Annotated in this window: 21 protein-coding genes; 13 read left to right on the top strand and 8 right to left on the bottom strand. The window is 69.3% G+C overall.

Annotation, left to right across the window (positions count from 1 at the left end):
* Nucleotides 1-168: 168 nt before the first annotated feature.
* The 3 genes from F0357_RS04770 to F0357_RS04780 all read right to left on the bottom strand — a co-directional run bounded on the left by F0357_RS04770 (nucleotide 169) and on the right by F0357_RS04780 (nucleotide 2,059).
* Nucleotides 169-561, bottom strand: a complete 393-nt coding sequence (locus tag F0357_RS04770) for a GFA family protein (RefSeq protein ID WP_312861449.1) — start codon at nucleotides 559-561, stop codon at nucleotides 169-171.
* 33 nt (nucleotides 562-594) lie between these two features.
* Entirely contained in the window at nucleotides 595-1,215 is a 621-nt protein-coding gene (locus F0357_RS04775; RefSeq protein ID WP_153479325.1) for a dimethylsulfonioproprionate lyase family protein, read from the bottom strand.
* 97 nt (nucleotides 1,216-1,312) lie between these two features.
* Complete coding sequence (locus tag F0357_RS04780) at nucleotides 1,313-2,059, bottom strand: Crp/Fnr family transcriptional regulator (RefSeq protein WP_153479326.1); 747 nt, start codon at nucleotides 2,057-2,059, stop codon at nucleotides 1,313-1,315.
* Nucleotides 2,060-2,239: 180 nt separating this feature from the next.
* On the opposite strand from F0357_RS04780, the gene F0357_RS04785 reads away from it, so the two are divergent.
* Entirely contained in the window at nucleotides 2,240-3,598 is a 1,359-nt protein-coding gene (locus F0357_RS04785) for an 8-oxoguanine deaminase (RefSeq protein ID WP_153479327.1), read from the top strand.
* Between the two features lie 189 nt (nucleotides 3,599-3,787).
* A complete protein-coding gene (gene bfr / locus F0357_RS04790; RefSeq protein WP_312861451.1) occupies nucleotides 3,788-4,270 on the top strand; it encodes a bacterioferritin in 483 nt (160 codons plus the stop codon).
* An 84-nt stretch (nucleotides 4,271-4,354) separates the two neighbouring features.
* Here bfr and F0357_RS04795 read toward each other — a convergent pair whose 3' ends face one another.
* Nucleotides 4,355-5,029 carry an SOS response-associated peptidase gene (locus F0357_RS04795; protein ID WP_153479328.1) on the bottom strand — a complete coding sequence of 225 codons (675 nt, stop codon included), beginning with the start codon at nucleotides 5,027-5,029 and terminating at the stop codon, nucleotides 4,355-4,357.
* Nucleotides 5,030-5,083: 54 nt separating this feature from the next.
* Here F0357_RS04795 and F0357_RS04800 point away from each other — a divergent pair, with 54 nt between their 5' ends.
* From F0357_RS04800 to F0357_RS04815, 4 genes are all read left to right on the top strand, one after another.
* Nucleotides 5,084-5,842: an SDR family oxidoreductase gene (locus tag F0357_RS04800; protein WP_153479329.1), complete on the top strand. Its 759-nt coding sequence runs from the start codon at nucleotides 5,084-5,086 to the stop codon at nucleotides 5,840-5,842.
* A gap of 17 nt (nucleotides 5,843-5,859) precedes the next feature.
* The gene (locus F0357_RS04805; RefSeq protein WP_153479330.1) at nucleotides 5,860-6,360 is read left to right on the top strand and encodes a CYTH domain-containing protein; all 501 of its coding nucleotides are present in this window, start codon (nucleotides 5,860-5,862) and stop codon (nucleotides 6,358-6,360) included.
* 224 nt (nucleotides 6,361-6,584) lie between these two features.
* Nucleotides 6,585-6,827, top strand: a complete 243-nt coding sequence (locus F0357_RS04810; protein WP_153479331.1) for a hypothetical protein — start codon at nucleotides 6,585-6,587, stop codon at nucleotides 6,825-6,827.
* A 537-nt stretch (nucleotides 6,828-7,364) separates the two neighbouring features.
* Nucleotides 7,365-8,024: an HAD family hydrolase gene (locus F0357_RS04815; RefSeq protein ID WP_153479332.1), complete on the top strand. Its 660-nt coding sequence runs from the start codon at nucleotides 7,365-7,367 to the stop codon at nucleotides 8,022-8,024.
* A gap of 13 nt (nucleotides 8,025-8,037) precedes the next feature.
* Here F0357_RS04815 and F0357_RS04820 read toward each other — a convergent pair whose 3' ends face one another.
* Together F0357_RS04820 and F0357_RS04825 are read right to left on the bottom strand one after the other, a co-directional pair.
* Entirely contained in the window at nucleotides 8,038-8,940 is a 903-nt protein-coding gene (locus F0357_RS04820; protein WP_153479333.1) for a 50S ribosomal protein L11 methyltransferase, read from the bottom strand.
* On the bottom strand, nucleotides 8,937-9,116 hold the full coding sequence (locus F0357_RS04825; RefSeq protein WP_153479334.1) for a hypothetical protein: 180 nt from the start codon (nucleotides 9,114-9,116) through the stop codon (nucleotides 8,937-8,939). The genes F0357_RS04820 and F0357_RS04825 overlap by 4 nt, the downstream gene beginning before the upstream one ends.
* A gap of 557 nt (nucleotides 9,117-9,673) precedes the next feature.
* Between F0357_RS04825 and F0357_RS04830 the strand changes: the two genes are divergently transcribed.
* From F0357_RS04830 to F0357_RS04860, 7 genes are all read left to right on the top strand, one after another.
* Nucleotides 9,674-11,479, top strand: coding sequence for an ABC transporter ATP-binding protein (locus F0357_RS04830; RefSeq protein WP_153479335.1), 1,806 nt, complete (start codon nucleotides 9,674-9,676; stop codon nucleotides 11,477-11,479).
* Nucleotides 11,480-11,886: 407 nt separating this feature from the next.
* The gene (gene wecB / locus F0357_RS04835; RefSeq protein WP_281350371.1) at nucleotides 11,887-13,035 is read left to right on the top strand and encodes a non-hydrolyzing UDP-N-acetylglucosamine 2-epimerase; all 1,149 of its coding nucleotides are present in this window, start codon (nucleotides 11,887-11,889) and stop codon (nucleotides 13,033-13,035) included.
* A 184-nt stretch (nucleotides 13,036-13,219) separates the two neighbouring features.
* Nucleotides 13,220-15,439 carry a hypothetical protein gene (locus tag F0357_RS04840; RefSeq protein ID WP_153479337.1) on the top strand — a complete coding sequence of 740 codons (2,220 nt, stop codon included), beginning with the start codon at nucleotides 13,220-13,222 and terminating at the stop codon, nucleotides 15,437-15,439.
* Between the two features lie 3 nt (nucleotides 15,440-15,442).
* Complete coding sequence (locus F0357_RS04845; protein WP_153479338.1) at nucleotides 15,443-17,560, top strand: glycosyl transferase family protein; 2,118 nt, start codon at nucleotides 15,443-15,445, stop codon at nucleotides 17,558-17,560.
* A complete protein-coding gene (locus F0357_RS04850; protein ID WP_153479339.1) occupies nucleotides 17,557-19,785 on the top strand; it encodes an NfrA family protein in 2,229 nt (742 codons plus the stop codon). Before F0357_RS04845 ends, F0357_RS04850 begins: the two co-directional genes overlap by 4 nt.
* A 14-nt stretch (nucleotides 19,786-19,799) precedes the next feature.
* Nucleotides 19,800-20,702, top strand: a complete 903-nt coding sequence (locus F0357_RS04855; protein ID WP_312861452.1) for an alpha-amylase family protein — start codon at nucleotides 19,800-19,802, stop codon at nucleotides 20,700-20,702.
* A 131-nt stretch (nucleotides 20,703-20,833) separates the two neighbouring features.
* Nucleotides 20,834-21,679: an aldo/keto reductase gene (locus F0357_RS04860; protein ID WP_153479340.1), complete on the top strand. Its 846-nt coding sequence runs from the start codon at nucleotides 20,834-20,836 to the stop codon at nucleotides 21,677-21,679.
* A gap of 37 nt (nucleotides 21,680-21,716) precedes the next feature.
* Here the strand turns inward: F0357_RS04860 and F0357_RS04865 are convergent, their stop codons facing one another.
* Entirely contained in the window at nucleotides 21,717-23,039 is a 1,323-nt protein-coding gene (locus tag F0357_RS04865) for an O-acetylhomoserine aminocarboxypropyltransferase/cysteine synthase family protein (protein WP_153479341.1), read from the bottom strand.
* A 59-nt stretch (nucleotides 23,040-23,098) separates the two neighbouring features.
* Nucleotides 23,099-24,175, bottom strand: a complete 1,077-nt coding sequence (locus tag F0357_RS04870; protein WP_153479342.1) for an isopenicillin N synthase family dioxygenase — start codon at nucleotides 24,173-24,175, stop codon at nucleotides 23,099-23,101.
* Between the last annotated feature and the right edge of the window lie 102 nt (nucleotides 24,176-24,277).

A 24,277-nucleotide genomic window follows, 5' to 3' on the forward strand; every position in this document is an offset into this window, starting at 1 on the left:
TGCCGGCAATGGCTCGACTTAAGCAGGCGGAAACAAGGGCACCTTGATCTCAATCAACGGGATTGGAACGGCCCTAACTTGGCCCCCGGCGTGGCCTTTTCGCATCACCCGGCGGCGCGCAGCTCAGGGTAACGGCCGGGATTGCGATCCGTATGCTGCGGGCGCGTCTCAGCCGTTGCGGGAACGCGGGTAGCGTGTCGGCGGCCCCGCGATGTCGTCCCAATCGAGCGCTTCGCTCGTCCAGACATGGAAGGTCGGTGCCACCGCGTTCGGATCGTCGAGGCTTACCGTCATCACGTCGAGTTCGTCCGGGCTGTCGTCCGGGCGATAGGTCAAAGGCGATCCGCATCGACCGCAGAAGCTACGAGTGACGCCCGGTGAGGACGTGTAATCGACCGGCAGGCCGCGGATGAAGCGGAAGCCTGCGGATCGCACGCCGACAAAGGGGAGCCGTGGCGCCGAGGCGGCCCGCCGGCAGGTCTCGCAATAACAGATGCCACTGCTGAGGGGTTCGCCATCAAAGGCGTAGCGCACTGCGCCGCACAGACATCCACCTTCCACGGTTCGCTCCAGGGCTCGCGCTTACACTAGGGTTTACGGCAGCGGCAGGCACCAGACCGCGAGGAACGGGGCCGGGCCCGAGCGCATCGCATGGACGATGCCGGCCGGATTGAAGACCAGTCCGCCTACCCCCGGCTCGTGCCACGGCCGCGCCTCCTGGCGCCATTCGCCGGGCGACAGGGCGATGTAGATCTCCTCGGGCGGGTGCTGGTGATCCGGATAGGTGGTGTTCGGCGCCATCAGCGACACGCCGATCTCGACGACCTCGCTCGGCACGAGGCCACGCGGCCCGACCAAGGTCACGTCGGCATAGGCGACGTTCAGCTCCGGCGTCGCCCGCCGCTCGTTGGGACCCGCCCAGTCGAGGCGCGAATCGAGGGCCGCGAAGGCGTCGCCGAGGCGCCGCACGTCCGCCTCGGCCGTGGCGAGCCCCGCGATGGACGCAGCGAGATGGTCGCAGGCGGGCTGGCGCGCGGGGGAGCGATCGCGAAGCGTCTGCGGGGGCGCGGCGAGCCCCGCATCGACCCGGCGCCACGCGGCATCGCGCGCCGCGTCTCCTCCGGCGCGGGCGGCGAGCGCGGCCCGAAGGGCGTCGAGGAAGGCGCCGAACTCGGCGAGCGCTCCGCCGTCTGCCGCTCCGTCACGATCCGTCATGGCCCCTCCAAACGCGCATCGCGCCCAGTCCTTCGGCGCGGACGTCCAGCCTACCGCGTCCCGACGTCCTGTCGAGGCGGGGCAGACCGCGCGCCACTCACGAGAAGGCGATGCCGGCGACGGCCTCGAGCGCGCGCCGATCGACGATCTCGACGAGGTGCGGCGCCGCCAGACGGATCACCCCTTGCGCCTTGAGCTTGGTGAAGGAGCGGCTCACCGTTTCAATGGTGAGCCCGAGATAATCGGCAATGTCGATGCGCGTCATCGGCAGGGCGACGACGTCCGCCGTCTTCTCCCGCGCCTCCGCCCGGCGGGCGATGGCGATGAGGAACGAGGCGAGCTTTTCGACCGGGGCGAGGCGGCCGAGGATGATCTGGCTGTCGCGTGCCTGCCGCAGCGCCTGACGCGTCATGCCGTGGAGGCGGTCCTTGAGGCGAGGGAAGCGCTCGACCAGTTCCGACATGCGCGCCGATTGGAACGAGCAGAGCCGCGACGGCGCCACCGCCTCGGCGGTCTGGGAATAGGTGTCTTCGTCGGCGAGGCCGAGAAAATCGCCCGGCATGAGGAAGCCGACGATCTGCCGGCGCCCGTCCGGCAGCAGCGTCGAGAGCCGCAGCATGCCGGCCGTCAACGTGTAGACCCGCTTCAGGGGATCGCCCTCGGTGACGAGAACCGTGTTCGCCTCGATCGTCACCGTGGACATGATGCTCTCGAGGGCGCTCAGTTCGTCCTCGTCGAGCGCGGCGCACACGGCGAGATCACGCACGTCGCACTCCGTGCAGGCCCCGCAGGCCCGCCGCCGGTGTCCGAAATCCGTGACGAAGGCGTGCCTCGAATCCGCCATCACCGCCCCGCCCTCCTTGCCATCGTCGCTCGTCGCCGCACCCGGCCCGCCGGGAAGAGCATGGCCGCTGCGAAACCCCAAAGGATGGCCTATCGTGCGCGACGGACCCTGCGCAAGCGCGCGGGTCGCCGCATGGGGCGCAATCGACGTCCCTTTTCCCACCCTGACCGGGATCGCGCCATGCCGAAGACCCTCCTCGCCCGCAACGCCGCCGTGCTCGTCACCATGGACGACGATCGCCGCGAGATTCGCGGCGGCGGCCTCTATGTGGAGGACAACCGGATCGTCGCGGTCGGCCCGAGCGGGACGCTGCCGGAGACGGCGGACGAGGTGATCGATCTCGGCGGCCACGTCGTGGTGCCCGGCCTCGTCAATACCCACCATCATATGTACCAGAGCCTCACCCGCGCGGTGCCGGCCGCCGCGGACGCCGAATTGTTCGGCTGGCTGAAGACGCTCTACCCGATCTGGGGACGGCTCACCCCGGAGATGATCGCGGTCTCGACCAAGACGGCGATGGCCGAACTGATGCTCTCGGGCTGCACCACGACGAGCGACCACCTCTACGTCTTCCCGAACGGCTGCCGGCTCGACGATTCGATCGCGGCCGCCCGCGAGGTCGGCATGCGATTCCACGCGAGCCGCGGGGCCATGAGCGTCGGCGAGAGCGACGGCGGGCTACCGCCCGACGCGCTGGTGGAGAAGGAGGCCGACATCCTCGCCGATACGCGCCGGGTCATCGAGGCGTTCCACGATCCCGCTCGCCACGCGATGACCCGCATCGTCGCGGCGCCCTGCTCGCCCTTCTCGGTCAGCCGCGACCTGATGCGCGAGACCGCCCACCTCGCCCGCGCCTACGGCGTGTCGATGCACACCCACCTTGCGGAGAACGACAACGACGTCGCCTACAGCCGCGAGCGCTTCGGCCTGACGCCGGCCGAATATGCCGAGGATCTCGGCTGGGTCGGGCCGGACGTCTGGCACGCCCACTGCGTGAAGCTCGGCGAGGCGGGCATCAAGCTGTTCGGCCGCACCGGCACCGGCGTCGCCCATTGCCCCTGCTCCAACATGCGTCTCGCTTCGGGCATCGCGCCGATCCGGACGATGCGCTGCGAGGGTGTTCCGGTCGGCCTCGGCGTCGACGGCTCGGCCTCGAACGATTCCGGCCATCTCCTCGCCGAGGCGCGGCAGGCACTGCTGCTTCAAAGGGTCGGGTACGGGCCGAGCGCGCTCACCGCCCGCGAGGCCCTGGAGATCGCCACGCGCGGCGGCGCCCGAGTGCTCGGGCGCGACGATATCGGCCACCTCGCACCCGGCATGTCGGCCGACTTCGCCGCCTTCGACCTCCGCGATCTCGCCTTCGCCGGCGCGCTGAGCGATCCCGTCGGCGCCCTGCTCTTCTGCGCGCCCGCCCGCGCCGCCCTCACCGTGATCGACGGCCGCGTCGTCGTGCGGGAGGGACGGCCGACGACGATCGACCTCCCCGTCCTCGTCGAACGGCACAACCGTCTATCGGAGACGCTGATCTCGGGCGGGTGAGACGAGGCGCCACCTCGTCGAGCCTTGCAAATGCGAATTGGAGCGGCTTTAAGCTGAGGGCATCGAACACACGCGCCGAGCGTTGACCCGCACCGGCGCGCGACGGCGCGACGGGACGCGCGCCCTTAAGACTTTGTCCCTGTGCCCGACTCGCGGCGCGGGACGCCACGACGAAACGAGGAGATCATCGTGAAGGGCGACAAGGACGTCATCGACATTCTCAACCGCGCGCTCCGCCACGAGCATGCCGCCTTCAACCAGTTCTGGCTGCACTCGACCTGGCTCAGCCACTGGGGCCACACCCGCTACGCCAAGAAGGAGTACGAAGAGGCGCTGGAGGAGATGGAGCACGCGACGAAGCTGATGAAGCGCATCATCTTCCTCGAAGGCCAGCCGGACCTCCAGGTGATCCCGACCCTCAAGGTCGCCGCCAACCTCGAAGAGGTCGTGAAGAACGATCTCGAGGCCGAATACGAGGCGGTGAAGCTCTACCGCGAGGCCCGCGCGCTCGCCCGCGACAAGGGCGATTATGTCTCGATGGAACTCATCGAGGAGATCCTGCGCGACGAGGAAGGCCACGTCGATTGGCTCGAGACCCAGACCTCGCTGATCGAGGCGATCGGGATCGCCAACTTCGCCCAGCTCCAGTCCGCTCCGGCGAACGAAGTCTGAGCCGGCACGCCACGCCGACCGCACAATCATTCGAGAAGGCCGCGCCCTGCCGCGGCCTTTTCTTTTTCGGGCCTGGCCTCCGGCTCAGGCGGCGACCGGCGCCATCAGGTCCGCATCGTCCTCGCGGCCCGAATTGACCCGGGGCGACACCGGCCACGCTTCGAGCACGTCGTCGGCGCAGGGCACCATCAGGCGATCGGCGCCGTCGCCCGCGAGCCAACGCGGCACGTCGGCGTCTGCGAGGATGACCGGCATACGGTCGTGGAGGGGCGCCATCATCCCGTTCGCGGCGCAGGTCAGCACGGTGAAGGTGCGCCGCCATTCGCCGTCGGGCTCGTGCCAATTCTCCCAGAGCCCGGCGAGCGCGAAGGGGCGGCGGTCCGCCCGGGCGATCGCGAATGGCTGCTTCGCCTTGCCCTCGCGGCGCCATTCATAGAAGCCGTCGACCGGCACGACGCACAAGCGTCCCGCCGCAAAGGCGGACCGGAAGGCGGGGAGCCGCGCCACCGTCTCGCTGCGCGCGTTGATGAGACGCCACGCGATCGCCGGGTCCTTCGCCCAATGGGGGATCAGCCCCCAGCGCAGCAGCGAAGGGACGATGCGACCGCTCTCCGGGTGGCGGCGGAAGGCGACGAGGTCCTGGCCGGGCGTGGCGTTGTAGCGCGCCGGCGCGTTCGGCAGCGCCGCGTCCTCGATATCGAGGCCGAGCAGTTCGGCATAGGCTTTTGCGCCGCGATATTGGATGATTCGCCCGCACATGAGGGGATTATAGCCTTCGGCGGGGCGGAGCGCGCGGATCGGGAGGAGCACGGCATGAGCGGAGAGGGAAAGGTCGCGATCGTGACCGGCGCCGGCAGCGGCATCGGCCGCGCCGTGGCGGCACGCTTCCTCGCGCACGGCTACCGCGTCGCCCTCGCGGGCCGGCGCGAGGCACCGCTGCGGGAGACGGCGGCGAGCGTGCCTGGGGCCGAGGACCGCAGCCTCGTCGTGCCGACCGACGTGACCGATCCCACGGCGGTGACGGCGCTGTTCGCAGCGACGGTCGCGCGGTTCGGCCGGCTCGACGTTCTGTTCAACAATGCCGGGCTGTTCACCCGCGCGGTGCCGATCGAGGAGCTCTCCTACGCAGAGTGGCGCACGGCGGTCGACACCAACCTCACCGGCCCCTTCCTCTGCACCCAGGCGGCGGTGCGCCAGATGAAGGCGCAATCCCCGCGCGGCGGGCGGATCATCAACAACGGCTCGATCTCGGCCCACGTACCGCGGCCGTTTTCGACGCCCTATACGGCGACGAAGCACGCCATCACCGGGCTCACCCGGGCGACCGCGCTCGACGGCCGCGGCTTCGACATCGCCTGCGGCCAGATCGACATCGGCAACACCGCGACCGACATGACGGCGGTGATGCGGGACGGCGTCCGTCAGGCCGACGGCTCGATCCGCGTCGAGCCCGTCTTCGACGTCGCCCACGTCGCCGACATGGTGCTGCATATGGCCGAGCTGCCGCTCTCGGCGAATGTTCCGTTCGTCACGATCATGGCGACCGAGATGCCCTATATCGGGCGCGGATAAGGCTTCAGGAGGTGAGAATGGCCGTCGAGATCGAACGCAAATTCCTGGTGGTGGGCGACGGGTGGCAGGCTGAATCGGCAGGCTCCACCCCGATCCGACAGGGCTATCTCGCCCGCTCGGCGAGCGCGATCGTGCGCCTCCGTATCGCCGGCGACGAGGCCTTCGTGACGATCAAGGGCAAGACCGACGGCCTGACGCGTCCCGAGTTCGAATATGCGATCCCCGTTGCCGACGCCGAGGACCTCCTGAAGCTCTGCGAGGACGGGGTGATCGAGAAAGTCCGGCACGATGTGCCCGTGGATGCCGCGCCGTGGACGGTCGACGTCTTCTCGGGCGACAATGCGGGGCTCGTCTTCGCCGAGGTCGAATGCCCGAGCGAGGAGGCGGCGGAGGCCGTGCTGCTGCCGTCTTGGCTCGGCCGCGAGGTCAGCCACGACCGGCGCTTCGACAATGCGAGCCTGTCGCGCCGCCCCTTCGTGCAGTGGAGCGATGAGGAAAAGGCCGAATTCGGCCTCTGAGCGGGCGGGGCGATCGCCTCATTTTCCCGGCCGCTCTAAACCACTTCGCAACGCACCGCTGCTATTGAGAACATGAAAAGCGGTGTGCGGGGACGAGCCGTCGGCTCGACGTCCGGTACCCACCGGCACAAATGAGACGGCGTCGAGCCATGGTCGAACCAATGTTCCAGAGTCCTTCTCCGGTTGCTATGACGCTCAATCGCCGCCCAGCCCCGGTGCCGGAGATGGTCTACGCGGTGCAGTCCTTCCGTGAGGGGCCGCGCGGCACGATCCTCGCCGATCCGGTCATCCGCTGCATCTCCGAAGGCTCCGCCCTGCGTGGCGCCGCTCGGCTCGCCGATACCAAGTGCGGCGTCATCGCCTGGTGCGCCAAGATCGATCCGGTGACGCAACGCATCAGCGACGAGCGCACCATCCTGTTCAGCACCGGCCGCCTGCCGGAAGGCATCCTGCCGCCCCACGGCTGAGGGTTCGGCTACCCGGACATCGCTGTGCCGGCGGGACTTGAATTCGGGGCGCCGGATAGTAACATCACGGAGTGACGGCGGGCGTTGAGCGCGCCCGCCGTCGTTTCGCTTAGATAGTGAATTGGACCCGGAGGGTTAGCAGCCAGCGCCTCCGGGTCTTTTCTATTCTAAGCGTGACGCTCAACGGCCAAAGCCACATCGCGTACACGCCGTTCGACAGCCAAGGCTGAATGCCTCGGTCCGAGCGGCCCATCCCCCGGATCGGCGCGGCTGGCTCGCGCCTGCTGCTTCGCGCTGTCGAAACGCACGCCGGGCAGATATCGTCACCTTGCCGATCACAATACTCAAGATCGCATCCTGACCTGTGTGTCACCGGCAATTGCGCGCAATGGTCTACCGGCGTGCAAGCGGCACCTCTATTGGCCGTCGTGACCGCGCCTATGTCCCAGTCGGGCCCGTGCGCGACGGGATCGCTCCTGTAGTCCAAGAGCACGCCGGTGGTGTAGGAGAGGGCAGCGTTCCTCCGGAGATGCCTTCATGACCAGCGTGCCGTCTTCGTCCTCCGCCGCGCGGCCGACGACCGTCGTGTTCGATCTCGGCAACGTGCTGCTCCATTGGGACCGCAGCCTGCCCTACCGGACGCTGATCGCGGAGGAGAGCGAGATCGTCCGCTTCCTGGAGACCGTGGTGCCGCTCGACTGGCACCGCCAGCTCGACGGCGGGCGGAGCTGGGAGGAGGCGCTTCAGGAACGCATCGCCCTTTTTCCCGAGCACGAGGCGCTGATCCGCGCCTACCGCCACCGCTTCGTCGAAACCATCCCGCATGCCATCGAAGGCACGGTGGGCATTCTGGAGACGCTCGCCGGCGCCGGGGTGCCCCTCTATGCGCTGACCAATTTCCCGGCTGAGGTGTTCGACGAAACCCGCGACCGCTTCGCCTTCTTCGACCATTTCCGCGGCATCGTGGTGTCCGGCTACGAGAAGATGATGAAGCCGGACCCGGCGATCTTCCGCCTCCTCGCCGAGCGCTACGCCATCGCCCCCGAGACCGCCGTGTTCGTGGACGATGTTCCCGACAACGTCGCCGCGGCGCGCGATTGCGGCTTCCACGGCCTCGTCTTCACGAGCCCCGAAGCGCTCGCGGCGGATTTCCACCGCCTCGGCCTGCCGGTTCCGGTCGGGATGGTCGCCCGCTGACGCGGGCGAGCCCTCACCAGCGCGGGCGGCGCTCGAAGGTGAGCGTGAGCCAGCGACCGCGCGGGTCACGGTGAACGAGTTCGAGGCCCTGGCCGACATAGGTCGCGATGACCCGCCGCCCGTCCTCGAGCCTGAGGCCCGAGAGCACCACGGTGGCGCGGGGGGCGAGCGCGCGGCAGAGCTTCGGCGCGATCGCCATCAGGGGCCGCGCCAGGATGTTCGCCACCACGAAGTCGAAGCCGCCGGCCTTGAGGCGGCGGTCGTCCATACCGGCGGCGACGCGGAAAGCGATCCACGGGGCGACGCCGTTGAGCCGGGCATTCTCCTCCGCCACCGCGACCGCGACCGGATCGATGTCGGTCGCGAGCACCGGCACCCGCTGCATCTTGGTCATCGCGATCGCGAGCACACCCGTGCCCGTGCCGAGATCGAGCGGCTTGCGGACCGGACCGCGCCGCAGCCGGGCCTCGATCGCCGCGAGGCAGCCGACGGTGGTCGCATGGTGGCCGGTGCCGAAGGCGAGCCCGGCATCGATCTCGATCGGCACCGCACGGGTGATCTTGCCGCGGTCGTGGCGGCCGTGGACGGCGAAGCGGCCGATCTCCACCGGTGCCAGCCCTTCGAGACTCGCCTCCACCCAATTGCGCTCGGGCAGCGCCTCGACACTGACGGAGAGCCCCTCGCCTTCCGCGCCGAGGGACTCGGCGAGCCGGGTGCGCGCCTCCTCCGGCGTGCCGTCGAAAAAGAGCACCTCGACCGTCCACGGGCCCCCGTCGAACTCCTCGAACAGGGTGACGGGATAGCCGTCCTCCTCGAAGACGGCCTGCACGCGCTCGTGCAGCACCTGCGAGCTCGCGAAGGCGGGCGTCGTCACGCGGGCGCGCCAGACGGTCGGCGCGGGCTCGGAATGGGTCATCGGCTGGTCTCGTCGGATGGGTCGCCGGAGGGGGCGGTCACAGTAGCTTGGTCGCTCGGCACCGCGGACGCGGCGACGGCACGGTCGTGCTCCTTGCGACGGCGCAGGTTCGCCCTGAGCGCCGCCGCGAGCCGCGCCTTGCGCTCCGCTTCCGTCTCTCCGCGCCGATCCGCCATGGCCCTCGCCTCCCGTGCCGGCACACATAACGCCCCGGTTCGGCCGACGCCAGAACCTCGCAACGATGCGGTGCCGTCGTCGCGGAATGAGCGGGCGCGCCGGCCGGCCGTGACCGCCGGCGTTGCGCTTACGCCACACTCGCGAGGCTCCGTGTCCCGGTGCGGTTGGCATTTCGCCCGAGCTTCGCTACGGTGACGCTTCTTCAACACGCGGGCGAGGGAGGCTCGGCATGACAGATATGCTTGGAATCGCCTCTCTCGGCGTTACGCCTCTCGACACGGCCCTGTTCATGCCCTCGGGCTCGAAGCCGTCGTTCGAAGCCGTAGCCGGCCGAGCCTGCGTCCCGGCCCCAAGGACCGCCTGAGCGGCTCGAGCCGGCAGAGGAACCGCGCACAGCGGAGCGGGCGTCGTTCTCTCCCCCTGAAGATCATGGACCGCAAGGCCGCCGTTCGGCGGTCGCCGTTCCTTATTTCCATTTCTTCGCGCGCGGCCCGACGAGGCGACGCGCGCGCCATCCGAAGGGACCGCCGTGCCGTGGAGGCCGGCGGACATCGTCATGGTTCTCCGTCATTTCCGCGGCCGCGCCGGCGCCATGCGCACCGTGCTCGGCTTCACCTTCCGCCACTGGGCGCGCCAGCCCCTGGTGCTGGCGACGATCATCGGCGCCGTCATGATCTCGACCGTCGCGGACGTGGTCCTGCCCGTCTTCGCCGGCCGCCTCGTCGACGCGATGACGCTCGGCGCCACCGACCGCATCGCCGGGCGGGATGCCGCCTTGTGGGCGTTCGCCGCCATCGTCGGGCTCGGCTTCATCATGCTGGCGATGCGCCATTGCCTGTTCCTGGCGGTGACGCGCTTCACCTTAAGGACGATGAGCGATCTGACCGCCGAGGCGTTCCAGCGCGTCCAGCGCTTCTCGACCGACTGGCACGCCAACGCCTTCGCCGGCTCGACGGTGCGCAAGATCACCCGCGGCATCTGGGCGGTCGATCTCCTCAACGACACGCTGCTTGTCGCGCTGCTGCCGTCGCTGACGGTCCTCGTCGCCTCCTCGCTCATTCTCGGCTCCTATTGGCCGGTGATGGGCCTGGTCGTCGGCGGCGGGTCGATCCTCTACATGGCCCTGACGATCGCCCTCACGGTCGGCTGGGTCGCGCCGATCGCGAGCCTCGCCAACCAATGGGACACCCGGCTCGGCGGTGCGCTCGCCGACGCGGTGAGCTGCAACGCGGTGGTCAAGGCGTTCGGCGCCGAGGCCCGCGAGGACGCGCGTCTCGCCAAGGTCGTCGCCAAGTGGCGGTCGCGCACGCGGCGAACCTGGGTGCGCGGCACCTACAGCGGCTCGACGCAGATCCTGACGCTCATCGTGCTGCGCGCGGTGACCATCGGCACCGTGCTCTGGCTGTGGTGGGAAGGCCGCGCGACGCCGGGCGACGTCACCTACGTGCTCACGACCTATTTCGTGATCTCCGGCTACCTGCAGGACGTCTCCATGCACATCCGTAACCTGCAGCGCTCGGTGAACGACATGGAGGAGCTCGTGGAGATCGCCGCTCATCCGCTCGGCGTGCAGGATCGCCCGGATGCGATGCCGCACCGCTTCACCGAGGGCCGCATCGCCTTCGAGGCCGTGACCTTCCATTATGGTGGGCATGCGACGCCGCTCTATCGCGACTTCTCGGTCGCGATCGCCGGCGGCGAGCGGGTCGGCCTGGTCGGTCATTCCGGTTCGGGCAAGACCACGTTCGTGAAGCTCGTGCAGCGGCTTTATGACGTGACCGGCGGGCGCATCACCATCGACGGCCGCGACATCGCCGACATGCCGCAGGCCGATCTTCGGGCGCAGATCGCGATCGTGCAGCAGGAGCCGATCCTGTTCCACCGCTCGCTCGCGGACAACATCGCCTATGCCCGGCCCGGCGCCTCGATGGCCGAGATCGAGGCGGCGGCGCGGCTCGCCAACGCGGCGGAGTTCATCGGTCGGCTTCCGAAGGGCTACGCCACGCTCGTCGGCGAGCGCGGCGTGAAGCTCTCCGGCGGCGAGCGGCAGCGGGTGGCGATCGCCCGTGCCTTCCTCTCGGACGCGCCGATCCTGATCCTGGACGAGGCCACCTCGAGCCTCGATTCGGAATCGGAAGCGGCGATCCAGGAGGCGATGGAGCGGCTGATGGCCGGCCGCACCACGATCGTCATCGCCCACCGCCTCTCGACGGTGCGCGCCCTCGATCGGCTGCTGGTGTTCGACCGCGGGCGGGTCGTCGAAGAAGGCGATCACGCGACCCTGGTCGCCCGCGAGGACGGCATCTATCGCCGCCTATTCGAGAAGCAGGCCCTCGACCTCACCAAGGGTCTGGCGGCTTGATCGAAGGCTTCCGCCTATCCGCCGCCGCCGGAGGCTCCGTCCTCGCGGCGGCGGCGGGATCGGGCACGCCAAGTGCGTAGCCGGTAAAGCCATTCACGCGCGCAAGCGCCTGCGATTCTTTAGGCTTTCGGGTGCGCGCCGCAAAAAATAAAACGCTACCGTATCCACTCTAGCCCACCGATACCGAAGGGCTAACGCTGCCCGTGATGTCGGCATTTGATGCGAATCAGACGGCGATCAAGTATCCGTTAACCATAACTCGCGCGCCCCAACGCTTCGGGACGACGCGGGATGCGCCGTGATCGGAGACTCGGGGGAGCTCAGCCATCGGCGTCGTGATGCAAACTGCGCCCCCACCTGGACGGCGCGCAACGTCGCTGGCCGCAGCGGGGGGGCGCACATTGGCTCTGAGAGTTCTCTCCATCTTCGGCACTAGGCCGGAAGCCATCAAAATGGCGCCTGTGGTGCAGGCCCTCGCCGGGGCGCCGGGGATCACGTCCCTCGTCTGCGTCACCGGCCAGCACCGGCAGATGCTCGACCAGGTGCTCGAGCTGTTCGCGATCGAGCCGGATTACGACCTCGATTTGATGGTGCCGAACCAGACCTTGAACGGCTTGTCGGCCCGTGCGATCGCCGGCCTCGACGAGGTGCTGACGGCGGCCTCCCCCGACCGCGTGCTCGTTCACGGCGACACCACGACCGCGATGGCGGCGAGCGTCGCGGCGTTCCACCGCGGCATTCCGGTGGGCCACGTCGAGGCGGGACTGCGCACCTACGATCTCGCCCGTCCCTGGCCGGAGGAGTTCAACCGCCGCATCGTCGACGTCGCCGCCGACCTCCTGTTCGCCCCGACGCCCCTCTCGGCCCGCAATCTCGCGGGCGAGCGGCTGTCGGGCCGCGTGATCGTGACCGGCAACACGGTAATCGATGCGCTGCTCGCGACGCGCGACCGCATCGCGGCCGATGCCGCCTTGTCGGCGCGCCTCGCCGAGCGCTTCGCCTTCCTGGAGCCGGGCCGACGCGTCCTTCTCGTCACGGGCCATCGCCGCGAGAATTTCGGGGCCGGCTTCGAGGGGATCTGCGAGGCGCTCGCCCGCTTGGCCGACCGGTCGGACATCGACATCGTCTATCCGGTTCACCTCAATCCGAACGTCAACGATCCCGTCCGCAGCGCCTTGTCCGGCCGCGGCAACGTGCATCTGATCGAGCCGCTCGATTATCTGCCCTTCGTCGGCCTGATGACGCGCGCCCACGCGATCCTGACCGATTCCGGCGGCGTCCAGGAAGAGGCGCCGGCGCTCGGCAAGCCGGTGCTCGTGATGCGCGACGTCACCGAGCGCCCGGAGGCGGTGGAGGCCGGCACCGTCCGTTTGGTCGGCACCGATGCCGACCGGATTGTCCGCGCCGTTTCCGATTTGTGGGACGACGAAGCGCTCTATCGCCGGTTCGCCCACGCTGCCAATCCCTACGGCGACGGCAAGGCGAGCGCCCGCATCGCCGCCGCCCTGCAGGGCGAGCCAGTCGATGAGTTCGCCCCCACCCGCGAGGAGGCCTGATCCGATGCGATGGCCATCTTCCCCCTTCATCCGACACGCCGCGATGAGCACACGCGTCGCACCGCTCGCGAATGCTCCTGCTTCCCCCGCAACGCTGCGTAGGTTCCCAGTTCAGAGTTCAGCCCCCATGCACGCCCAACCCCATAGCGATCCGATTTTGACCCCTGCGTCGGGCCATCATGGGATGAGTTCCCTTCGCGCGCAGGGAACGCGACGCCTCGCCGCCAGCCTCGCCTGCGTCCTGTCGGCCTTCGCGGCCACGCCCGCGCTCGCCGATGACGGTGATATCGCCGCCGCCCTGCGCACGCTGCAGACCGATCGCGCCGTGACGCGCACGGTCACGCTGAGCGATCTCGGCTTCAACGGTCCGGTGCTCCTGAGCCCCATTGATGCGCGCCGGGAGCTTTATCTTCCGGTCCCGGCCAACGTCGCGATCGACGACGCAACCCTCTCGCTTGGCGCCGATTATCTCAAAGCGGCCGGCGGCGGCGCAACGTTCGTGCTGTCGATCGACGGCTATCCGGTGGCTGGACGCTCGCCCGATCTGGCAAGCGGCACCTTCAAGGTCGACGTCGGCGTCGACGGCGCGCCGCGCAAGAGTGGCTTCGTGCGGCTCGGCGCTTCGTGGCTGTCGGCCACCGACGCCGCCTTGTGCGGCGACACGCTGGCGACCGGCAACGTCGTCAAGATCGATCCCTCGACGCGCTTCACCTATCGCTACGACCCGGCCGCGGTCCGCGACCTCCTCACCGCCTGGACCGCGATCCCCAGCGCCGCATCGGTGCTGATCGCCGGCCGTGCACTCGGGGCGGAAGCCTACGACGCCGCCTGGCGCGTCGGCGTCGCGCTGGAGCGCGCCGGCAAGCGGCCGCTCTTCGTCGCGCTGCCGGCCGTCGGGGACACGGTGGCTCCGGGTGGCGCGGCCATCCCGGGCGCCCTCGCAGGCGTTCCGGCTTTCGCCGCGCTCTCGGGACCGGGACCGCACAAGCTCGCCAACCCGGCCGAGGTCGGCGCCTATCTGCTCCTCAACGGTGGCACGCTCGCCGACATCGCGGTCGCCGATCCCGCGTTAACCGTGCAAATCGGCAGCGCTCTCGATGCGCTGGCGGCCGAGATCGCACCGCATGGCGCTGATGCCGCCGCCGCGTTCGAGACGTTGCGCAAGAGCGCGGACAGCCTCGCCGCCGGCCCGGCCGCGCCGGACGAGATCGGCCTCGCGATGCTCGGCGGCCGTCCGCTGATCGCCATCGCCCCGGCCGCTGCCGGCAAGGCCGATGCGATCTTCTCGGCGTTCTGGCGCCAGCTCGCGGTGGCGCGGTCGCTCCGCGTCCAGTCCGCCGAGATCCCCCGCAACAAGGGCGACAGCGTCTCGTTGACCGGCCTCAGCACCACGGCCGATTCGATCGACGTGCTGGCGAGCAGCGATTGGAGCGCCGCGTTCGCCCTCTCCGATCTCTCGACCGATGGAAAAGTCCCGACGAGCCTCGATCTCGACGTCTCGGCGGCGCCGAACGCCACACCGTATGACCCGATCGTTTCCGTGTTCCTCAACGATTACCTGATCGGTGCGAAGCGGCTTTACGCCGACGGGCATCCCGAGCGGGTGAGCGCCGACATTCCGGATTATGCGCTTCATCCCACCAACGTTCTGCGGGTGACGTTCACCCGGCAGCCGGTGAGCGACCGCTGTCCGCAGGCCTATCCGGTGACGGTGCTGCCGAGCAGCAAGATGACGCTGTCTCCCGCGAAACCGACGCCGAACTTCCTCGGCGTGGTGCCCCGCCTGGCTGGGGCGAGCAAGCTCCTGCTGCCGACCCGCTATCTGACCGACGCCCCCGAGACGCTCGCCTCCGTGGTCCGCCTCGCCGACGGGGCGGGCCTGTCCCCGCGGCGGGCGTCGCTGACGCTCGTCAACGGGACCGACGGCGGCACGGTCGCAAGCGCGATGCCCGACGCACCGTTCCTCGCCCTCGACGTCGATCTGCCGCTTCCGAAGGACCGCAGCGCGACGGTGACGGACGGTCATCTCGTTCTCGGGTCCGATCCGAAATCGCCGCTTTATGACGTGGAGGGACTCGATCGCCTCGGCGTGATCCAGGCGGTGCCGGGCGATGTTCCCGGGCTCCTCTACCGTCAGGTCGGTGCCCGTGGCCCGGTGTTCGACGGACCGGTGCGGCTTGCGAAGGGCGATATCGCGGTCCTCTCGGACGCGGGAACGGTCGCCGAGATCGACAGCCTCGATCCGGCCGCGACGCGCCCCGCACAGCCGATCGAAAGCGGCTGGACCATATCGCGCCTCTGGCAGGACCGCGGCGATTGGGGCGTCCCGCTCATCGCGACGGTGGTGGTGCTGATCCTGCTTCTGTTCGCGCGGGCAGCCTTCGTGCGCAATCGCCGCGGCTAACAGATGGGGGACTACTGGCCCTATTGGTTCGCTCATTATTATCGCGGGCTCGAGTTCGCGACGGCGATCTGCGCCTTCCTGATCCTGATCTCGAGCCTGGACGACCTGTTCACGGACGCCTGGTTCTGGTCCCGGGAGGCGTATCGCGCCGTCACCGTGCGGCGGCGCTACAAGCCGCTCACGGTCTCGCAGCTATACGACCGACCGGAGCAGCCGATGGCGATCATGGTTCCTGCTTGGCAGGAATATGACGTCATCGCGCAGATGCTCGAAAACATGGTCGCGACCCTCGACTACGCGAACTATGTGGTCTTCGTCGGAACCTATGTGAACGACCCGCAGACCATCGCCGAGGTCGAGCGAATGAAGGTGCGCTACCGGCAGCTCGTGCGCGTGGAAGTTCCCCATGACGGCCCGACCTGCAAGGCGGATTGCCTGAATTGGGTGGTGCAGGCGATCGTGCTCCACGAGAAGAACGCAGGGGTTCCCTTCGCCGGCATCGTCCTCCACGACAGCGAGGACATTCTCCATCCGGTGGAACTGCGCTTCTTCAACTATCTGCTGCCGCGCAAGGATCTGATCCAGATCCCGGTGATGTCGCTCGAGCGCGATTGGACCGAACTCGTCGCCGGCACCTACATGGACGAGTTCGCCGAGTGGCACGCCAAGGACCTCGTGGTCCGCGAGAGCATGTCGCGGACCGTGCCGTCGGCCGGCGTCGGCACCTGCTTTTCACGTCGCGCGATGCTGGGCCTCGCCGCGCAGACCGACAATCAGCCCTTCAACACCGACAGCCTGACCGAGGATTACGACATCGGCGCCCGGCTCGGTGCGATGGGCATGAAATCGGTGTTCTGCCGCTTCCCCGTCCAGTTCGAGGTCAAGCGGCGGACCTGGTTCGGCTATGGTCCCATCAAGGACAAGATCATCACCGCGCCGCTCTGCGTGCGCGAGTTCTTTCCCGACACCTTTCGCGCGGCCTACCGGCAGAAGGCGCGCTGGACGCTGGGCATCGGCCTGCAGAGCTGGAGCCAGATCGGCTGGGGCGGTTCGCTCGCGGTCAAATATCTGCTGTTCCGCGACCGCAAGGGCATCATCGCCTCGTTCGTGACCGCGGCTGCCTATTTGATCGCCTTCCAGCTCGTTCTCTTCTTCTTCCTCGCCCACATGGGCATCCTGGCGACTCGCTTCCCGTCGATCTTCACGTTCGATCCCTGGCTGCGCCTGCTCCTCGCCGCAAACGGGATCGCCTTCCTTCTGCGCATCGTCCAGCGCATCTATTTCGTGAACCGGCTCTATGGCTGGGAGCACGGCCTTCTTTCGGTGCCGCGGATGATCGTCGGCAACGCCATCAACTTCATGGCCGCCGCCCGCGCCTGGAAGGTCTTCCTGTCCAACATATTTCTCGGCACGCCGGTGGTCTGGGACAAGACCGCGCATTCCTATCCTTCAGCCGAAGCCCTCGGCGCCCGCCGTGGGCGGCTCGGCGAACTTCTCGTCTCGTGGCGGGCGATCCCAGCGGAAGAGGTGGACCGGGCGCTCGCCGAACAGCGATCGACCGAAGTCCCGCTCGGCCGCCTCCTGGTGAGCCACGGCCTCGACGAGGAGACGCTCGCCGAGGCGATCTCCTTCCAGGCCGACTTGCCCCGCGTCCACCTCACCGAAGAGCAGGTGAAGGCGGCGGGGGATGCGGTGCCGATCGACGTCTGCATCCGCTGGCGCGCGCTCCCCTTCCGGCATGGCCCCCATGACAAGGTCTGCATCGCCGTCGCCTCGCCGCTGGACGACGAGGGCCGCACCGCGATCGAAGCGGCACTCAAGACTCCGCCGACCTTCTTCATCGCCCGCGAGGGGGAGATCGCCGCCGGCCTCCGCCTGCTGCGCGGTGGCCCGCGGCTCCATGAGATGACGGCGGCGCGCACGGTGCCGCTGCTCGGTGACATCCTGCTCGAACGCCGGCTCGTCCGCCGCAAGGCGCTGTCGGAAGCCCTGGGGCGCTACCTGCCACACCAGGACGGCCTCATCGGCGACTTCCTCGTCGCCTCGGGCGTCGTCTCGCGCGAGGCGGTGCAGGAGGCGCTCGACATCCAGCAAGCACTGCGCAAGGAGGCCGGGGAATGACGTCGCCACGCAAGGGCCTCTCGCGCTCGGCCATGATCGTGCCGGTCGCCCTCGGCCTGATGGCCGGGCTGCCCGCCGCGCCGGCCTTCGCCCAGGCGGACGCGGTCGAGATCCCGCTCTCGGGCCCGGCCGCAGCCCACGCCCAGGCGGCCTTCGCCGCCTTCGACCGCAAGGATTATCCGACCGCCATCGCGGAGGTCCGCGAGGCGCTGCGCCAGCGCCCCGACGTCACCCGCCTCAAGCGCCTCCTCGTCTACGCGCTCGCCGGCAACGGCGACCTCGCGGAGGCGGCGAGGACCGCGCAGGGCTTCATCGCGGCGGGCGACACCGATCCCGAGATCGCCGCCGAACTCGCCCAGATCGACGCCAAGCTCCATCCGCCGCCGCCCTCCCCGGCCTCGCTCGCCTACGAGGCGGCGTCCGCGGGCTACAAAGCCTATGCCGCGGGCGATTATGCCGGCGCCGTCGCCGCCGCACGCCGGGCGCTCGGTTATCAGCCCGACAATGCGGAATACGAGACGCTTCTGACCAACGCCGAGGCCGCGCTGAACGCGCCGAAGCCCGTTCCGCCGCCGCCCGGCTTCGATGCCGCCCAGGCGGGCTTTGCGGCGATGAAGGCGAAGGCCTACGCCAAGGCCGCCGCCTCCGCTGCCGAGGCGGTGCGGCTCGAGCCGGCGAACCGCGACTATCGGCTTCTCCTGGTTCAAGCGCTGTCGAGCGCCGGGCGCACCCCCGCGGCGATCGAGGCCGCGAGTGCCGCGCTGAAGGCGGCCGGCCCCGATCCACGTCTGTTCGCGGCGCGCGGCTATGCCGAGCAGCGCCTCGGCCGCTCCGACGCGGCGGCCAATGACTTTGCCGCCGCGCTGGCGCACCGGCCGGCTCAGGCGAGCGTGCGCGGCCTGCGTCTCGCCCTCGCCGATGCGGCGCTCGCCGCGAAGGAGCCCGAGCGGGCGCTCGCCGCCATCGCGCCCTATCGCAACGAGACGAGCTACGACATCGCATCCCGGCGCGGCTTCGCTCTCCTCGCGCTCGACCGTCCGGCCGAAGCCTCCGTCGCCTTCCGCACCGCCTCGACGGTCGCGCCGAGCCCGGCGACCCGTGCCCTGATGGTGAGCAGCGAGATCTCGGCCCTCGATGCCATGGGTGACAAGACGGCGGCCAAATCGACCTTCGCGAGTGCCATGGCGACCGGCGCGCTCGCCGCCGCCGCGCCCGTCGACCTCGCCTACACGGCGCTCCAGGTCGGCGACGACCGCGCCGCCGCCACCGCCTTCGCCAAAGCCAAGGCGGACGGAACGCTGCCGCCCCGCGCCGATCTCGACGCCGGCTACAATGCGGCGCGGCTCGGCCAGAACACCGCCGCCCTCGGCTATTTCAAGGCCGGGCTCGATGCCGCCGCCGCCGGCGAGACCGACCTCTCGCCTCAGGCGCGCTTCGACGTGCGGCGGAAGATCTCCGACATGGACCGCACCTGGGGCGCCTATGCCTCGGTGACCTACGGGGCGGTCGGCGTCATGCCCAGCACCCCGACGAGCACGACGCTCGGCACGGTGCCGGCCTCCGGCGCCCATTCGGTCGATCGCATCGCCCAGGTCGGCACCGAGCTCTATTGGCGCCCGCCGGAGATCGGTTACCAGAACGGCAGCCTCGTCGAACTGTTCGGGCGCGTCTTCGAGACGACCTACGATGAGAACGGCGGACCGACCGGTGCCGGGACGATACAGACCTATGCCGGCGCCCGCTGGAAGCCGCTCGGCGGCATCAATCTGGTGCTCGAGGCATCGCGCCTGTGGGCCATCGGCGACGACGCCCGCAACGATTATCTCGTGCGCGCCGCCTATTCGGCGGGACAGGGCACGGACCTGCGCGTCGACGTGCCGGCCTGGATGATGTGGCAGGTCTACGGCGAGGCCGACCGCTATTTCGAGACCCCGGAGACGGTGCTCTCCTTCGAGGGGCGCGTCGGGCGCAGCTACCGGCTCGACGGCATCGCCGATGGGCTCGTGGTGACGCCGTTCGCTGCCCTCGGCGGCGGCTACGACACCGTGCTCGCGACGCCGGGCGCGGTCGGCGCCGGGCCGGGCATCTCCGGCCGGCTGTGGTTCAACAGCGACACCTATCACGCGCCGCGCTCCTATCTCGACGTCAGCGTGCAATATCGCTTCAAGATCGCCGGCGGCGACAATGCTCGCGGCGTGTTCGCGGGCGTCACGCTCGCTTATTGAGCGGAGGCCGGCCGGTGGAGCCGCCGAAGGAGCAAGAGACCGCCGCGCCACGTCGCATCCGCCGGCGAACGCTCGCGATGATCGGCGCCGGCCTCGCCGTCGCCGCGCTGGCGGGCGGCCTCGCCTGGTTCGGCCGTGGCGGCGGAAGCGCCTGCGTCACCGGCATCGTCTGGCAGCCCGACCGGGCCACCATCGATCCGCACGGGGATTGGCAGAAGCTCGGGGCCGACACGCTTCTCATCCAATGGAGCGTGATCGACGGAGAGGCCCTCCTCCCGGTGCCCGGAGTTCCGTGGTTCCAGCCGCAGCCGAATTGGACGCGGATCGCCGCCGAGCCGTGGGCGAAGACGGTCGTGCTCGGCCTCGCCGGGGATTTCTCCGAAGCGGCATCCCGGCGCGACGTGGCGCAGTTGGCGGCGCTCTCGGCCGAGGTCGCGGCCAAGATCGCCGCTCAGCCGGTTCCGCTCTACGTGAAGGGCTATTATTTCCCCGCCGAAGTCGATCCGACTTGGGTAGAGGCGCCGAAGCTCGCCGCCCTGCTGGCGCCCTTGCCGCGGCCGCTCTGGATCAGCGTCTATGACGGGCGCAACATCGGCCCCGTGGCGCTCGCGGACTGGCTGGAGAGCTGGCTGCCCAAGGATATCGGCGTGTTCTTTCAGGACGGCGTCGGCGTCTATGCCCGCACGCCGAAGGTCGCCGCCCATTATGCCGACGTGCTGTCCGCCCGGCTCGGCGCCGCCCGCTTCGCGCTCATCGTCGAGGCCTTCCGCCCCAAGGTCGGAGGCGGCTTTCGCGCAGCGACGCCGCAAGAATTGAAGCCGCAGATCGCCGCCTACGGCGATTATCCGCGCTTCCTGTTCGACGGGCCGCATTATGTATCTTCGGAATTGGTCGCCGCGCTCGATTGTCGACGATAACGGACGCGGGATGACCCCTTCCGTTCTGCGCAAGAGTGCTTAAGTCTGCGGGGGGCGCGCGTAAGCGCACCATATGCACCCCATGGCCGGACATCTGCCGGCCGAATGCCCTGAAACGGAGACCAGGACCGATGCCCGACCCCTTACCGACGACGCCGCTTCCCGACGGGACGCCGCTGCCGGTGCTCGGACAAGGAACCTGGGGCATGGGAGAGGATCGCGGACGGCGGGCAACGGAAGTCGATGCCCTGAAGCTCGGCCTCGATCTCGGCATCGGCCTCATCGACACCGCGGAGATGTACGGCAACGGCGGCGCTGAGGAGGTCGTGGGCGAAGCGATCGCCGGGCGCCGCGACGCCGTCACCCTCGTCAGCAAGGTCCTGCCGACCAACGCCTCACGCTCGCGCACCGTCGCCTCCTGCGAGCGCAGCCTGCGTCGGCTCGGGACCGACCATCTCGACATCTACCTGTTGCATTGGCGCGGCTCGGTTCCGCTCGCCGAGACGGTCGAAGCCTTCGAGAGCCTGAAGGCCGCCGGCAAGATTCGCTATTGGGGCGTCAGCAATTTCGACACCGAGGACATGGAGGAATTGTTCGAGGTGAGCGACGGCGACGCTGTGGCGACCAACCAGGTGCTCTACAACCTGAACCGCCGCGGCGTCGAATACGACCTGTTGCCGTGGTGCCGGGACGTCCAGATGCCGGTGATGGCCTATTCCCCGATCGAACAGGGCCGCCTGCTCGACCATCCGGATCTGATACGGATCGCCGCCCATCACGGCGCGACGCCGGCCCAGATCGCCCTCGCCTGGGTGCTGAAGCAGCCCGGCGTCGTCGCGATCCCGAAGGCCGCGACCCTCGATCATGTCCGCCAGAACCGCGCTGCCGTGGAGATCGCCCTCGATGCGGGCGACCTCGACACCATCGAGCGCGCCTTCCACGCGCCGCGCAAAAAGCGGCCGCTCGAGATGATCTGAGCGGCCGCGACAGGCTGAAATCGGAGACGCCGTCGCCTCACTCGGCGGCGGCGAGCAACTCCACGTCGGAGGCCTCCAGCGCCTGGGCGAGATCGGTGATGATGTCGTCGGGATGCTCGATCCCGACCGACAGCCGCACGTAGCCGGGCGTGACGCCGGTCGCGAGTTGTTCCTCGCCGGTCAACTGGGAATGGGTGGTCGTCGCCGGATGGATGGCGAGGGAGCGCGCATCCCCGATATTGGCGACGTGGTAGAGCAGCTTCAGCGCGTTGATGAAGTTGCGCCCGGCCTCTTTCCCCGCCTTGAGTTCGAAGCCGACCAGCGCGCCGTAGCCGCCGCGCAGATAGGTGTCGGCGCGCCGCTTCGCCTCGCCGGTCGCGAAGCCCGGGAAGATGACCCGCGCGACCTTCGGATGGGCCTTGAGGAATTCCGCCACCTTGATGGCGTTCTCGTTGTGCTGGCGGATGCGCAGCGGCAGCGTCTCCAGGCCCTGAATGAACTGGAAGGCGTTGAACGGGGCGACCGCGGCACCGAGATCGCGCAGCAGCGTCACCCGGGCGCGGATCGCGTAGGCGATCGGTCCGAGCGGCTTCACGGCCTCGACCCAGACCGCACCGTGATAGCTCGGATCGGGCTCGTGCAGGAGCGGCTGGCGCTCGGGATGCTCCTCCCACGGGAAGTTGCCGCCGTCGATGATGACGCCGCCGATCGAGGTGCCGTGGCCGCCGATATATTTCGTCGCCGAGTAGACGACGACCGCAGCGCCGTGCTCGAACGGCCGCACCGTCAGCGGCGCCGCGGTGTTGTCGACGATGAGCGGAATGCCGAGCGGACGGCCGATATCGGCGACCTCCTGGATCGGAAAGAGCTCGAGCTTCGGGTTCGGCAGCGTCTCGGCATAATAGGCCCGCGTGCGCTCGTCGGTCGCGCGGCGGAAATTCTCCGGATCGGCCGGATCAACGAAGCGCACCTCGACGCCGAAGCGCTTCAGCGTCGCCGCGAACAGGGCCCAGGTGCCGCCATAGAGGTCGGTCGAAGACACCACGTTGTCGCCGGTGCGGGCGAGGTTCAGGAGCGCATAGGCCGACGCCGCCTGGCCCGACGAGACCGCGAGCGCCGCGGCGCCGCCTTCGAGCGCGGCGAGCCGCGTCTCAAGGGCTTCCTGGGTCGGATTCGAGACGCGGGTGTAGATGTGGCCGAGTTCCTCGAGCGCGAACAGCCGCTCGGCGTGGCCGGTGTCCTGGAACTGGTAGGACGTCGTCTGGTAGATCGGCACGGCGACCGCGCCCGTGGTCGGGTCGGCGCGCCAAGAGCCGCCGTGCAAAGCGAGGGTTTCGGGACGGGCGGTTTCGATCGGCATCGTCTGTCTCCGTATCTGGCTGTCCGAGGAGGCGGGCTGTCTGGGAACGAGGGGGCGGCTCAATAGCCGGAGGAGGCGACCGCGTCGTCCGGGGTCGAGACGAGGTCGGCATAATGGCGGCGCGCGACGTCGGGATGGGAGCGCAGGCGCCCTTTGAGATAATTGCGGCCGACTTCGTAGAAGAGCGGGTTGTCGGGATCGCGCGCCGGCCCCTTGGCCTCGGCGGCACGCGCCGGCGGCAGCTCCAGAAGCGGCACCGTCGCGTCGTGATCGGCGCCGAGGAAGAAGGCGACCGAGAGCCGGTCGTGGCCGGCCGGCGGCGTCACGACCCGGTGCACCGTCGCGCGGAGATAGCCGTTCGAGGCCATCTCGAGAATCTCGCCGATGTTGACGATGAAGCTACCCTTGAGCGGCGGCGCCCCGACCCAGCCGGTGTCGGTCTCGACCTCGAGGCCGGGCTCGACATCCTGGAGGAGCAGCGTGAGGAAGCCCGAATCCTTGTGGGCGCCGACGCCCTGGTCGTCGTCCGTGGCGTCGCGGCCGGGATAGCGGATCAGCTTGATGTGCTGGTTCGGTGAGCCGGCATAGATCGGCTCGAAGACGTTTTCCGGCTGATCGAGGGCGATCGCGAAGGCCTTGAGGAGGCGGATCGCCACGTCCGTCGCCGCCTTCTGCCACGCGAGCACGACCGGCTTCAGGTCGGGCAGCGCCGCCGGCCACTGGTTCGGCCCTTGGAGCCGCGCCCACGGCGGGGTGTCCGGCCCGATCTCGCGGGCGGCGCGCTCGGTGTTGACGTCGAACTGCTCGCGCCAGTCGCGCCGGCCGCGGGTGAGCTCGAAGCCGGCCCGCGTGTAGCCGCGAAAATGTGGCGAATTCACCATCTCGATCGCGAGCTTGTCCGCCTGCGGCAGGGCGAAGAAGCGGCGCGACGCCGCCACGACGTCGGCCTCGAGCGCGGCCGGAATGCCGTGGCCGACGAGATAGAAGAAGCCGTAGTCCCGCGCCGCGGCGCGCAGATCTTCGAGGAACGCGGCGCGTTCCGCGGGGCCGGCATCGAACCGGGAGAAATCGAGCACGGGCAGCCCGAGCGCCGCCGCTTCGTCCGTCCGCTCCGCAAGGTTCGTCGCTCTGCTCATGACCAAGCCTCCTCCGCTCGGGACGCCGCGCGCTCGGACGTCTGGGACCCGTTTGAGCCGCTCTCGTCGGCGGCTGGCCGGCCCGGCGCGATCACCGCGTCG

The sequence above is a fragment of the Segnochrobactrum spirostomi genome (assembly GCF_009600605.1).
Lineage (GTDB): Bacteria > Pseudomonadota > Alphaproteobacteria > Rhizobiales > Segnochrobactraceae > Segnochrobactrum > Segnochrobactrum spirostomi.

Coding starts and splice junctions, on each gene's coding strand:
- F0357_RS04830 (WP_153479335.1), top strand. CDS start 9,674: ATGGTTCTCCGTCATTTCCGCGGCCGCGCCGGCGCCATGCGCACCGTG.
- F0357_RS04840 (WP_153479337.1), top strand. CDS start 13,220: ATGAGTTCCCTTCGCGCGCAGGGAACGCGACGCCTCGCCGCCAGCCTC.
- F0357_RS04795 (WP_153479328.1), bottom strand. CDS start 5,029: ATGTGCGGGCGAATCATCCAATATCGCGGCGCAAAAGCCTATGCCGAA.
- F0357_RS04865 (WP_153479341.1), bottom strand. CDS start 23,039: ATGCCGATCGAAACCGCCCGTCCCGAAACCCTCGCTTTGCACGGCGGC.
- F0357_RS04860 (WP_153479340.1), top strand. CDS start 20,834: ATGCCCGACCCCTTACCGACGACGCCGCTTCCCGACGGGACGCCGCTG.
- F0357_RS04845 (WP_153479338.1), top strand. CDS start 15,443: ATGGGGGACTACTGGCCCTATTGGTTCGCTCATTATTATCGCGGGCTC.
- F0357_RS04825 (WP_153479334.1), bottom strand. CDS start 9,116: ATGGCGGATCGGCGCGGAGAGACGGAAGCGGAGCGCAAGGCGCGGCTC.
- F0357_RS04820 (WP_153479333.1), bottom strand. CDS start 8,940: ATGACCCATTCCGAGCCCGCGCCGACCGTCTGGCGCGCCCGCGTGACG.
- F0357_RS04850 (WP_153479339.1), top strand. CDS start 17,557: ATGACGTCGCCACGCAAGGGCCTCTCGCGCTCGGCCATGATCGTGCCG.
- F0357_RS04870 (WP_153479342.1), bottom strand. CDS start 24,175: ATGAGCAGAGCGACGAACCTTGCGGAGCGGACGGACGAAGCGGCGGCG.
- F0357_RS04785 (WP_153479327.1), top strand. CDS start 2,240: ATGCCGAAGACCCTCCTCGCCCGCAACGCCGCCGTGCTCGTCACCATG.
- F0357_RS04780 (WP_153479326.1), bottom strand. CDS start 2,059: ATGGCGGATTCGAGGCACGCCTTCGTCACGGATTTCGGACACCGGCGG.
- F0357_RS04800 (WP_153479329.1), top strand. CDS start 5,084: ATGAGCGGAGAGGGAAAGGTCGCGATCGTGACCGGCGCCGGCAGCGGC.
- F0357_RS04815 (WP_153479332.1), top strand. CDS start 7,365: ATGACCAGCGTGCCGTCTTCGTCCTCCGCCGCGCGGCCGACGACCGTC.
- F0357_RS04805 (WP_153479330.1), top strand. CDS start 5,860: ATGGCCGTCGAGATCGAACGCAAATTCCTGGTGGTGGGCGACGGGTGG.
- F0357_RS04775 (WP_153479325.1), bottom strand. CDS start 1,215: ATGACGGATCGTGACGGAGCGGCAGACGGCGGAGCGCTCGCCGAGTTC.
- F0357_RS04810 (WP_153479331.1), top strand. CDS start 6,585: ATGGTCTACGCGGTGCAGTCCTTCCGTGAGGGGCCGCGCGGCACGATC.